This is a genomic window from Mangrovivirga halotolerans, assembly GCF_026241165.1.
Lineage (GTDB): Bacteria > Bacteroidota > Bacteroidia > Cytophagales > Cyclobacteriaceae > Mangrovivirga > Mangrovivirga halotolerans.
On record NZ_JAPFQN010000010.1, the window covers coordinates 73178 to 86086 of the forward strand.

The window sequence follows — 12909 nt, forward strand, 5'->3', positions numbered from 1 at the left end:
TTAGCTTACAATGCCCGGTGTTCCAAAGTATTGTTTATCTAAATATTCCGATGGAATGTTAACAAGTATTTATTAAATATAAGCGAAACGCTCTTTTTGTAATACTTTAAATGGGTAGATAGCAAACGGTAGATAGTAAATGATTTTAGTTCTGCAATAATTTAATTAATACCTGGGTAGTATCACATTAAATGTAGTCCCATGCTCTTTATCACTTTCCAGCTCCACCTTTCCTTCATGAGCTTCTGCTATTTTGTTAACGATAAATAAGCCAAATCCAAAACTGCTTTGTTTGCTTTCTGAATTGCTATCGGTGTCTTTAAACATACCTTTGAAAATGATTTCTTTTTTATTTTCAGGTATGGGTTCTCCTTCGTTATGAACTGAAATAATTGCTTTTTCATCTTCTGCTGAAACATTTATATCCACAGGTCCTCCTGGCTTACCATATCGCAGTGCATTAGTAGTCAAATTAGATATAACCTGGCCGATACGAAGTTGATCCCATTGTCCGTTTATAGGTCCCGGTGAATTAAGGTGTATATCTGCATTTGGGTAAGTGATTTTAAATTCTTCAATAACATGTTTGCATTGTGAAGTCAAATCACATGATGTTTTGTTGATAGTAATGCCTGTTCCAAGTCGAAGATTTGTTAATTCGAGCAGATTTCGAATTAAGTCGTTCATTCTCTTAATACTGGTTTTGGAATGTTGAATTAATTCTTTTCCGTCTGGTGAAAGGTCTTCCGTTTTTTCAAGGAGTTCCTGGATGGATGATATACTGGCTAAAGGACTGCGTAAATCGTGCCCCAGAATTCCCAGGAACCAATTTTTGCTTTGATCCATTAAATTATGATACCGGGCTACTGAATGCATCCAGGCCCTGTCAATAGCTTCATTGAAACGGATTATATCTTCAAATTTTTGTTCACCTCCTTCAATACCTATTTTTTCATCGTAAAGACGCAATACACTAGCTCTTAAGGCACGGAATTCCGAACTTACATGGACAATGTCAAAACCAATGTCTACACGCTGTTCTCCATGGAGTTTGGAAGGTTTATTGTCGTGTTCAAGTACTTTTTCTAAGTTTTTTGATTTTTCCTCTCTTTCTTCTTTCGTCTGGAATTTTTTCATTTCCTCCGGGATTTGATCAAGCATTTCACTAATATGGTCCTCGATCATTTTACTCCCCATGCTCAAAGCGGGTTCAATATAATTTTGGGCGTAATTAACCCATTCCTCTATGATCAAATCTTTATTTTCTTGTATGAATTGTGCCAGTCTCATAATACGGAAGATAGAATTATACTTAATTAAAAAGAGATACTGCGTACAACTTGCAGTATCTTGATTAAAATAATTAAAGTTTTGAATTAATACAACGGTTGTACCAGGAATTAAAAATGTGAAAATGGATCAAATTCATTGGGTGTTACGCTTCAGGGTAAATGTTTAGATTGTTTGGTGAGAATAGAGTTTGATTTAACATTTTTCCCATGGTCCATCCCGGGTGACACGGGCAAAATGAGTTCCATCAAAAAAGTACAGACCGTCACCGCCTCCTATCCATAATAATCCATTTTCATCTTCATAAATTGTTTGTACTGCCCGAATTTTAAGACCTTCAGATACTCCGAAATTTTTTAGAGTTTGTCCATCAAACCGGTAAACTCCAAATCCTTCAGAACTAAACCAGATATTGCCGGTTTTGTCTTCAAAAACCACACAGACCTCATCGTCTCCTATATCACCATTAGTATGGCTGAAGTTAATAAATTTACTATCAGTTAATTGACTAATCCCTCCATAACGTGAGCCGAACCAAATCCTCCCTTTTTTATCTTGTAAAATACTCATCACATAATTATCGCACAGACCATCCTTCGCGGAAAACTTTTTGAATTGGTCCCCCATCTTATCAGATGGTGTATATTTTATCACGCCTTCACCATCAGTGCCAAACCAAAGGCTCCCGTTTTTATCTTCGATTATTGTTGATATTCTGATTTTAGGGTTATTTATACCCGCATTTGATAATGTGAATCTTGAGAATTGATTCTCTTTTTCAGGATCATGGTTAAAAACTCCATTAGCTGTGCCAACCCAGATAATACCTCGGCTATCTTGGAAGATTGTCCAGATCCTTTCTGTATTTTGTCCATTCTTTATAGTGTAATTAATGAATCTGGTGCCATCGTATTTTGAAACACCTCCATTAGTAGATATCCAGATGTTGCCTTTCTGGTCTTCGATTATTCCGGTGACCTGGTTTCCACTTAAGCCTTTCTTGGTAGAAAAATATTTAAGTGAATCTCCATCATATTGAACTACTCCAAGTGAATTAGTGCCAAACCAAAAATTATCCTCGTTATCCTTAAAGATTCTTCGAACATACTGTGCAATGGATTCTGTCTTATTAATTTGAAGACCAAATTCTTTCCCATATTGCTCAACGAATTGTAAATAGTATTCCTGATCAGGATTGTTACTATTTTTAACAAGATCATTTTTTGCTATCTCTTTCTTTTCAGGTCCTTTGCAGGTAACAGTAACAAGAAATAGAAACACTTTTACTGTGACTAATAGAAGTTTATTCATCGTAATTATTTTCTTACGAAAGTAAAATGTATCACTTCGATACATTGTTAAGAAGTGTAAATTAATGTAAATCCTATAGTAAAACGTTTTAAATAGTGTCATGATCAGGTAGATTTGTAAAATGACTCTCAGGGATATTAAAGTATTTGTACTCTTATTTAGCTTGTTCTTATTTACCAGGGATGATAGTATTGGTCAATCGGACATCAAAGAGTCACATATTTTAGTGTCTTTGCGGATGATCGGTCACCAGGTTTTGTTGTCTACAGGAGATAGTACTTCCCGGGTTTTACCGATCGAAAAAGAAGGTGAACGATATAAAATTCAGTTTTCCTCAGAATTTAAATTTGATCCGGATGAGATTGTAAAGGTGGTTGATCATGTAGTTAATAATAGCGGTATTGCTGAAAACTACATTGTAGAAATTGAAAAATGTCAGACAAGTGATATAGTCTATAGCTTTCAAATCAGCGAATCAGAGCAATCAAATCTTGTTCCCTGCAGGGGGAGAGTCCAACCATCAGGATGTTATGTTTTATATTTTACTATAAAAAATGTAAAGTCTCAAAATCTGGCTAATGCTAACCTGAATAAAACGATGTCTTATGGAATGGGGAAAATTGAATTCACAGAAATTATCTTCATTTCCGTATTAGCGATAATGTTCATTGGTGCTACCATTAATTTTACTAGCGGACCAAAACGAAAGACTGAAGAATCTGAAAAAATTTCGATAGGGGGATACCAATTTGACGCTCAAAATACAAAGCTTTATTTCAATGAAGAAGCAATCGAACTAACTAGTAAAGAGTCTGATTTGCTTTTCCTTTTATACACATCTGTAAATACTACGGTTGAGAGAGACCATATTTTGAAAGAAGTATGGGGTGATGAGGGTGATTATATTGGGCGGACTCTGGATGTATTTATATCCAGGCTGCGTAAAAAACTGGAAGGAGATGCTTCCGTGAAAATTGTAAATGTTCGAGGGGTAGGGTACAGGCTGATCTTAAATAAGGAAAATAAATAAGGCCATATCTTTAACTGAGTATATAGTGGCCTTATATATTTTAAAAAGTTGAATTTTAATAATTAAATCACTTAACCTCCATTGAAAATTCTCTTTCGATCTGTTCCGGAAAATATAAATAAAAGTTCTGGATGTTATCGGCTGCATATATCACCAGGTACTTTTCACCAAACTCTTCTTTACCTTGTTTTTCCTGGTTTTCAGCCGCAAATATTCTGAGAATTTTATCATTTACCTTAGCATCAAACTCATCTGGTGTCATATCAGGGTTATCCTTGAATAAATTATAGTTAAAGGCGTAAGTCGTAATTTTCCCTTCACCTGTCGGTCCGGATTTAATTGATTTATCTTCTTTTTTTAATTTGATAAATTCAAAATAAGGTATTTGCTTTATTCTGTTCCCCTTATCATCAATATTGATGAATTCTAAATTATTAAAAATGGTTTTGTCTTTATTCTTGAAATTCAATACTACCTTATTGTCAAACATATCAATTACCTTAAATGACAGGCTGTCTATAGAAAGAGTCTTTCCAACATCTGATCGTGTGATTTTTTTGTATTGATATCCTGATGTTACTAAAGCTTTAAACGTTACTTTTCCACGAGCAGAATCTAACTCTTTTTCTTCAAATCGAAAGGTCGCTGAAACAGTTACCCAGTTATAAGAATATGACGATCCATCCCGATAGCCTGCTTTAAATTTACTACCAAAATTAACGCTTCCTTTTTCATCAATTTTTATCTGATTATTGTTTTTATCTCGTAATTCTGAATCAATTATTTTCATGTCGTACAAATCCAACATTCCCGACTCAATAAATTGTGGGAAATAAGAATTAAATTCTAATCCATTACCCATAAAATCATTTTCTGAAAAGGAGAGAGTTGCATTTTCGATCATACTGTCCAGAGCAGTATTTAATTTTTCATCTGGCAGGTTTAGTTTATCCCAGGGAAATGAAAAATCTTCTTCAAGTTTTGAATATAGTTTTTCCTTTTTGAAAAGGTTAGAATTTGTCTGATATAAAATGCCCTTAAAAAACTCGACAGCTTTTATTTTGGCTGAATCAATTTCCTGACCATTAATATTAATAGAAAGAAGAATGAATAAAGAGATAAATAGTATTTTGGATTTGTACATAAATTAAAAAGTAACTTTTTTTAATGGAATAAACTATTTTGGGGTTGTTGCTATCTTTATTTCTTTAGTTCTTTTTCCACTTCAGACCTGAACTCTTTATCAGTAAGAATTTTTAATTCAAATTGGTTCATACTCATTTGAAGTCTTGTGTTTTCAAGGAATTCCAGATCATTTAAAAAATATGCCATTTCTGTCTTGTTCCCTTTTTTATCAGTTGCATATAGTGCTTTAGTAAGAACAAAGGCAGTTGATCCCCCTTTCATCCCAGAATGCTCTAGCCATTGACGATTTGCAGGGTTGTCAAGTAAAAACTCCATGACTTCATCAAGGTATTGCTGTGTTTGGTGATTAAAATATGTTCTGGAATTAATTTTCTTCATAACCCCAACATATTCTTCAACTGTTGATTCTGGTAAATTGTCAGACCAGATTCGTTGAATGTTCATACTTAAATCACCTTTATCCTTCTTGTAAGTGCTGTCCTTTTTCAATTTTTCATGAATAACATTTGTTGTTTGGATGTATTCATCAATTGGTAATGCTTTAAGTTTAGATTCTAGATCCTTGTTATCAGAATCTGGGAATTTTTCTTTTCCTACAAAAAGTGCTGATACGATATAGTAGATTTCTGAATGTTTTTTAATTCCCAGGCTATCTAAGCGATTATTAATATTTTCCAAACCAAGCTTATCTGATAGCCATTCCGTGTTTGCATTGGAGCTGAAAGCAATCATTCCTTTTGCAATTTCTCGAATAGAGATTTCATCATTTTCAATTTTATCACTTACCTTATCCAACCACTTTTTATGAGCCCCGCCATCCGTATTAGGAATGTAGAATTTATCCAATTCTTTGATCGAAATTTTTTCGTCCGGATTGATCATTCCACTGGAAGCTTGTTTAGCATATTCTATTGCAATTATGATCTTTACTGTACTTGCTAAGGGCATCATTTTATCGGGACTTTTATCTACGAGCAATGTGTCATTCCGATATAATTTGATTGCTGATTTCTCAGGATTATCTTTGATGAAATTTAGAACGAAATTTTCGTTTGGTTTAAAATAGTAAACTCCAATTGCTCCCAATAATAAGATAGTTCCGGCTACGATACCTAAAACAATAAACGTCTTTTTTATCATATGATTTCCTTTTATTCTGCATCAAGAGAAAAATAAACTTATATAATTCCTGATACAGGATGGTTGTTTTGGTTGACAGTAAATATGTTATTTTCAAATAATGTCAATTGTACAATACTTGCTTTTTAAGATGACAAAAATTGTCATGATTTTTTGAAGATATCAGATATTCATGCCGGGAGAAACCTAATTTTGATAGTCGGATTGAAGATTATGTTATCGGAAGATATGGGATGCAAATAAATAGACAAGATAAGTAGTGATACTAGAGTATTCAATAAACACAGAAAAGGGCTATAGATTTCTTTTGTAATTCGATAAAGAGGCAAGGACAGGAAGTTTAAAACCCCCTCATTAGGAATGAGGGGGTCGGGGGGATTTTAAAGCTTAAAAAGCGATTTTAAAGGATTCAAATATATATGTAGATTCTTATTTAGTTTTTTGCTTTTTCTTTTTTATCTAAAATTTTATTAACCATATCAGGGATTTTTTCAAATGCCGCAGACATACCTTTACTACCTTTCGTAGCGGGTAAAAATGAGATTTCTTTATCTCGAGTAACAAGGAAACCTATTGGGTCGATACCTAAACCAACACCGGCTCCGCCACCTTCTCCTTTACCTGCTTTATTTGAATCTCCGGATCCACCTCCACTACCAAAACCCATTCCAATTCTGACAACGGAAACGCAGGTGAATTCCCCCAATTCAAAAGGCTTACCTATTATCGTTTCAGTATTTGCTTCATCTTTGATAAAGTCGGTGATTTTGTTTAGTAATTGATCAAAGTTAACTTCCATGGCTGTATAGATTTTATTTTATAATCATTTGCTTATCAGTAATTTAATAGCAGGAGGAATGATTTTTATTAGCCTGTTATTTATAATTAGTTCCAGTTCATTCTTTCCTGTAAAGTTTATTTCAAATGTCCTTTCAGAACGGTTTAGTAATCTAACTAAAGGGTATAACTGCGCATTTCTAACGTAATCATCCGTATCGACATTTACTCTTAAATACTTTAATTTAAAAGTTTTAAGTGCCTGAAATGCAAATTTCCTAATTGCTGCTGCAGATTTACCTTTTTTCTCTTTCCGAACTTTTAATTTTCTACTTGTATCCTTTTTATCTTTGGTCTTTTTCTTCTTTACTTTTGAAGGTTGGATATCAAATTTTCCAACCAGCGTATTTAAGTGTATTATTGGGTCCAAATCATTGATTTCCAGATCTGCATTGATCAAGCCTTTTAAGTTAAAGGAATACTGATCCTGCTTAGTATTGATTATGATAAATACTGGAGCTATTAAAATCCAACTCATCATGATCACCAATATTCCTATCAGAATTAACAGTGTATAAATAACCCAGATCATGTACTGAATTTACTTACCCTTATTCTTATAATTAATGATAAGGATCATCCTTAATAATGACTTTTTAATTTGTTGAAGATCAGTTTATTGATTAGTTCCTTTTGGAAATTTTTATTATATAAGAAAGGCCCGATATTATTGAAACTATCATCAATAATATCGGGCCATTTTAAACAGATGTAATTCTTTATACTTTGGCTTTGTTGAAGCCTGATTTAATTTACGGTGGTTACCAATACTACTCCATTTTTTGCTCGAGTACCATATAATGAAGTGCTTCCGTCATCCTTTTTAAGTATTTTTATACTTTCTATTTCGCTTTCAGTATATTGGTTCAGGTCAGTTACACTAGGACGTGGGATACCATTAATTACTATCAAAGGGAAATCAGCCGGATCTGTTTGATCATTTATGTTTAACTCTTTTCTAATTTTGGTTTGAGCTTTTTTATAGAAGTCAGTTTTTTCCTGATTATCACTCATGAATTTGTCAATAGAAAAAGAAGTCATCCCCCAACTATAAGTTCCCGGTTCAAGGGAAACTTTAAAATCTTTGATAATCTTTTCAGTATCTATTTCATTGTTGATATCCCTTAATATTTTGACCACTTTTTCTCTGTTTTGATTGATTTTGGATGCCGGAGACCACATACTAACTATTTTATAGCTTTCCGGAGTTGAAATTTCAAGGTAGACCATTGATCCGTCGATTGCTTTGTATGGATCATCTCTAACAGTCATCACCTCATTTTGAAGAACAGAATTTAATAGTCTTCTTGAAGTTGCGGAATTAAAAATCGTGTCTTTCATTTCAGGTTCGCTTCCAGTGGTAAAGACTTCATATTCAGCAGTGGTCTCCTCCTCGACATTGAGTGTTAAAACAGAATTCCATTGCCATATTCTGATGTTTAATGAATCTTCTGATGGTCTTAAATCCTCTAATCCATGTGTTTTAAGTAAACGAGGAAGCTGCTCGATAAAATTATGGACTTTTGGATTGTCAGGAATATTGAACTGCTTCTGACAGAATAATGAATTACTAAATAGTAATAGGAAAAAAACAGTGTTGATGATTCTCATTTTTTCAGTCTGGTTTAAAAAGTAGAAGTGAATATGAGTTCCCGGCATTTCACCAGGTATTATAAACTTCTCCTATAGTTGATAAATTATTTGGACTCAAAAATAAGATGAAAGGCTTTTATATGGTATAACTTTTATAAAAAAATAACCCGGCTTTAACCGGGTTTTACTTATCAATTACCAAATTTTTCATTTTCTCCCATATCTGGGACGGATTCTTCTTTAATATTTGCTTTAGCTACTTCATAAAGTTGAAGAATTTTGTTTTCATCAGTCACCCAATGTTCTCCTTTGTTAATTTTCACTTCCAACATTGCAACTTCAGGATCGTCTTTGCCTTCTTTGAACCAGGCACTGGCCCATGCATTCCAGTATTTGTCAATAAGCTCCTTATCCTGTGTTAATTTGGCTTTTCCGGTCAGTGACACATAAACCTGATTTTCAGGATCAGAGAATGTGATGCATACATCACGGTCATTTTTTATTTCATAGACTTTTGCATCACTTTTCGGAGTATAAAAATATAAAGTGCCATCATAGGCATCCTGTACTAAAGACATCGGTCGTGCTCTTAATCGTTCGCTACCATTATCCTCTTGAGTTACGAGCATTCCGACTTTTATATCTTTAATAAGGTTCCAAATCTTTTGTTTATGTTCTGGACTAGACATGATTTTGGCTGGTTTTAATTAAACATCAGTTTATATATTTACTAACGTCCTGTAATGGTAACTGTTTAATATAATTTCGATTTGTGGTATAAGGAGGAATGGCCTGTTAACGGGATGGTTGAGAGAATATACCAGTCATGCAACTTGATTTTTGATAGATTATCTCTATGATGTGATAAATATTATCAATTGGATTTATTATGATTCTGCTCAATCAAAGCTGTATAATTGCACTTGAATCACAATAAATTAATTGCCAAAATGAAAAAGATAACAGCATTTTTACTGCTGATTGTTCTCGTGACTTTTTTACCAGCCTGCCAGCAAAGCAGTGCTAATGAGGACACTACATCAGCTGACGGAAGTTCCGGTGCTACCATGAAGAGCCGGTCGAACAAAGTTGCTACCAGTAATGCCGAATGGTGGCCTAACAGTTTAAACCTGGCAGTCCTTCGCCAGCATTCATCATTATCTGATCCGATGAATGAGGAGTTTAATTATATCGAAGCGTTTAATAGCTTGAATTATGATTCACTTAAGAGTGATATAAGAAAAGTATTAACTGATTCTCAGGATTGGTGGCCTGCAGACTATGGTCATTATGGTGGATTGTTCATTCGAATGGCATGGCATAGTGCCGGAACTTATCGTACTGCCGACGGTCGTGGTGGATCAAGATCAGGTATGCAAAGATTTGCACCGCAGAACAGCTGGCCGGATAATGCTAACCTTGACAAAGCAAGAAGACTTCTATGGCCTGTAAAGCAAAAGTATGGAAAGAAAATTTCATGGGCTGACCTGATGGTGTTAACGGGAAATGTTGCCCTTGAAGATATGGGGTTTGAAACTTTCGGCTTTGGAGGTGGAAGAGAAGATGTGTGGGAACCGAATAAAGATATTTACTGGGGTTCTGAAAAAGAATGGCTGAGCAATGATGAGCGCTACTCAGAAGACGGGGAGCTTAAAAAGCCACTTGCAGCAGTCCAAATGGGACTTATTTATGTCAATCCTGAAGGACCAAACGGTAATCCTGATCCGTTATTAGCAGCTGAAGATATCCGTACGTCATTTGGACGTATGGGGATGAACGACGAAGAAACTGTTGCTCTTATTGCTGGTGGCCATACACTTGGTAAAGCCCATGGAGCGGGTGACGCATCAAACGTAGGTCCAGAGCCGGAAGCAGCACCAATCGAGGAGCAGGGATTCGGATGGAAGAGTGAATATAAATCAGGTAAAGGTGCCGATGCAATCACTTCAGGACTTGAAGGCGCATGGACATCATCTCCGACTAAATGGAGTCACCTGTATTTCTTCAACCTTTTTGAGCACGAGTGGGTATTGACAAAAAGCCCTGCCGGAGCACATCAGTGGGAACCTAAAGAAACAAAAATGAAAGTTCCGGATGCATTTGATAAAAATAAAACACATAAGCCAATTATGTTTACAACAGACCTGGCTTTAATTGAGGATCCAGGGTTCAGAAAGATATCAAAAAAGTTTTATGAAAATCCTCTATTATTCAACGAGGCATTTGCTCGTGCATGGTTTAAGTTAACACACAGGGATATGGGGCCTAAGACAACCTATTTAGGGCCTGAGGTGCCGGAAGAAGATCTTATCTGGCAAGATCCAATTCCAGCAGTAGATCATAAATTGGTAGATGATAATGATATTAAATATTTGAAATCAGAATTATTAGGTTCAGGTCTTACAATAAGCGAAATGGTAGAAACTGCCTGGGCATCTGCTTCTACTTACAGAGGTTCTGACAGAAGGGGAGGAGCTAACGGTGCTCGTATCAGACTTGCACCTCAAAAGGACTGGGAAGTTAATAATCCTGAGCAATTGGCTAAAGTATTGGCTGTTTACGAGAAAATTCAGAAAGAATTTAACGAAAGCCATGGATCAAAGAAAATCTCAATGGCCGATCTTATTGTACTTGGAGGAGCAGCAGCGGTAGAAAAAGCAGCAGCTAATGCCGGATATCCTGTTGAAGTTCCTTTTGTGCCGGGTCGTATGGATGCTACACAGGAACAAACTGATGTCGAGTCATTCGCATTGCTGGAACCAATGGCTGACGGATTCAGAAACTATCTTAAAACAAAGTATATGCTTTCTACTGAGGAGTTGTTAGTCGATAGAGCACAGCTACTAACACTAACCGCTCCGGAGATGACAGTACTGGTGGGTGGTATGAGATCTTTAAATACTAATTATGATGATTCGAAAAATGGGGTTTTTACTGATACTAACGATCAGTTGACCAATGATTTCTTTGTTGCATTGATGGATATGAGCACAGAATGGAAGCCGGCTGATGACAGCAAAGAGCTATTTAATGGGTATGACAGAGAAAGCGGTGATCTGAAATATACTGCCACACGTGCTGATCTCATTTTTGGTTCAAATTCAGAACTTAGAGCAATATCAGAGGTTTACGCTAGTGAAGATGCTAAAGAAAAGTTTGTTAAAGACTTTGTAAAAGCATGGGATAAAGTCATGAAGCTCGACAGGTTTGATCTTAAGTATTCTAAGAATGATAAGAATGCTATTTAATTTAGTTAGATCCAAATAGATAAAAGCCCCGGAATTACCGGGGCTTTTTTATTCTGGAGAATTTGAATTTATTCTATTTAGTAATAATTAAAATTATCCCATCGTATTCGCCATCTGTATATTCTTTCATTGTGGCCTTATCCTTAATCACTTTTATCGATTTAATATCATCAGGATTCAGGTCTTTAGGGGTATACCCATCAGGTTTAGTCTTTCCGTCAACGATGTATAATACGTTTTGAAGGTTTGGTTTTTCATCTGATGATTTAGTCGTCACAGAAACACTTTTTTCACCATTTTCTTCTTTCCGAATATCAATCGATTTTATTTCAGATTTGTCCAAATTATCTATGCTTGACACCTTTTCTCCATCAACATAATAGTCAGCATTTTCTAATGATGGATTTTTTGTGTCTGCAATTTGACTTGGGTCGTTTTCTTTAGTGCATGCTACACCTGTAGATATTAGCATTATTAATGGCACTATAATTAATGCTTTTAAGGAAGATTGATTTTTAAAATTGACGTTTTTGTTCATCATGATTATTCGTTTTTTAATTAGTGATTGATTAAAAGGTGATGTGATATTGATCAGGTTTTCCTCAGAAATCTGATTGATTATAAGTGCCTGATATTCAAGCTTGTTTATTCCTGTATTAATAACTCCATAATCAGCTTCGTATTCATGGATTAATTCTAATTCACTTTTATAAAACCAGATTATCGGATTAAACCATTGAGTCGCTGCTAAAAGCTGGCAAAGAATCAGGTCAATTGAATGATATCTTAATGCATGAGTTTTTTCGTGAAGGATTATTTTTTCTACTTCTTTTTCTGACAAGGTATCTTTTGGTATGAATATCCATTTCAGAAAGCTGAAAGCTGTTTTTATATTTTTATTATAAACCAGTATATACTCTTCCTGCTTTACCTTCTTTTCAGAATTATTTAGCAGGAGTGTGATTCGTATAATATTTAGTAGAATCCTGAAAAGTAGGATTGCAACAATTAGTATATATATCCAAAAGGCGATATTTATCCAACTTAACTCGTTTGAATCAATAGATCCTCCAACTTCTGATGAACGAATTAGTGTATTGATTAATGCAGGATCAGTGATCAGATTGGGTTCAAAATTATTGCTGCCAATTGTCCAGGGTTGAAAAGGTATTAAGACCGAAAATACCAACCCGGTAATTAAATACAAGCGGTTAATTTTAAATGACGCCTTATTATTTAATAAAAGCTTATAAACTCCATAAAATAAACCAAGACTGAAGGTAGAAATGAATAAATAATAAAAAACAGACATAA

11 protein-coding genes are annotated in these 12909 nt (G+C 34.7%); 2 read left to right on the top strand and 9 right to left on the bottom strand.

What is annotated here, in order from left to right; all coding sequences use genetic code 11:
• Positions 1-165 precede the first annotated feature (165 nt).
• Both OO013_RS16470 and OO013_RS16475 read right to left on the bottom strand, forming a co-directional pair.
• The gene (locus OO013_RS16470; RefSeq protein ID WP_266058065.1) at positions 166-1290 is read right to left on the bottom strand and encodes a sensor histidine kinase; all 1125 of its coding nucleotides are present in this window, start codon (positions 1288-1290) and stop codon (positions 166-168) included.
• A 195-nt stretch (positions 1291-1485) separates the two neighbouring features.
• Entirely contained in the window at positions 1486-2601 is a 1116-nt protein-coding gene (locus tag OO013_RS16475) for a ligand-binding sensor domain-containing protein (protein ID WP_266058066.1), read from the bottom strand.
• 121 nt (positions 2602-2722) lie between these two features.
• Here OO013_RS16475 and OO013_RS16480 point away from each other — a divergent pair, with 121 nt between their 5' ends.
• Positions 2723-3631, top strand: coding sequence for a winged helix-turn-helix domain-containing protein (locus OO013_RS16480; protein WP_266058067.1), 909 nt, complete (start codon positions 2723-2725; stop codon positions 3629-3631).
• Positions 3632-3698: 67 nt separating this feature from the next.
• Here the strand turns inward: OO013_RS16480 and OO013_RS16485 are convergent, their stop codons facing one another.
• From OO013_RS16485 to OO013_RS16510, 6 genes are all read right to left on the bottom strand, one after another.
• The gene (locus tag OO013_RS16485) at positions 3699-4775 is read right to left on the bottom strand and encodes a hypothetical protein (RefSeq protein ID WP_266058069.1); all 1077 of its coding nucleotides are present in this window, start codon (positions 4773-4775) and stop codon (positions 3699-3701) included.
• A gap of 56 nt (positions 4776-4831) precedes the next feature.
• A complete protein-coding gene (locus tag OO013_RS16490) occupies positions 4832-5917 on the bottom strand; it encodes a serine hydrolase (protein WP_266058070.1) in 1086 nt (361 codons plus the stop codon).
• A 433-nt stretch (positions 5918-6350) separates the two neighbouring features.
• Complete coding sequence (locus OO013_RS16495; RefSeq protein ID WP_266058071.1) at positions 6351-6716, bottom strand: GerW family sporulation protein; 366 nt, start codon at positions 6714-6716, stop codon at positions 6351-6353.
• A gap of 24 nt (positions 6717-6740) precedes the next feature.
• The gene (locus tag OO013_RS16500) at positions 6741-7286 is read right to left on the bottom strand and encodes a hypothetical protein (RefSeq protein ID WP_266058072.1); all 546 of its coding nucleotides are present in this window, start codon (positions 7284-7286) and stop codon (positions 6741-6743) included.
• A gap of 215 nt (positions 7287-7501) precedes the next feature.
• Positions 7502-8365: a TonB-dependent receptor plug domain-containing protein gene (locus OO013_RS16505; protein WP_266058073.1), complete on the bottom strand. Its 864-nt coding sequence runs from the start codon at positions 8363-8365 to the stop codon at positions 7502-7504.
• 173 nt (positions 8366-8538) lie between these two features.
• Positions 8539-9036, bottom strand: a complete 498-nt coding sequence (locus tag OO013_RS16510; protein ID WP_266058074.1) for a pyridoxamine 5'-phosphate oxidase family protein — start codon at positions 9034-9036, stop codon at positions 8539-8541.
• Between the two features lie 261 nt (positions 9037-9297).
• Here OO013_RS16510 and katG point away from each other — a divergent pair, with 261 nt between their 5' ends.
• Complete coding sequence (katG, locus tag OO013_RS16515; RefSeq protein ID WP_266058075.1) at positions 9298-11595, top strand: catalase/peroxidase HPI; 2298 nt, start codon at positions 9298-9300, stop codon at positions 11593-11595.
• Positions 11596-11668: 73 nt separating this feature from the next.
• On the opposite strand, the gene OO013_RS16520 is transcribed toward katG, so the two are convergent.
• The gene (locus OO013_RS16520) at positions 11669-12907 is read right to left on the bottom strand and encodes a M56 family metallopeptidase (RefSeq protein WP_266058076.1); all 1239 of its coding nucleotides are present in this window, start codon (positions 12905-12907) and stop codon (positions 11669-11671) included.
• Positions 12908-12909: the final 2 nt, after the last annotated feature.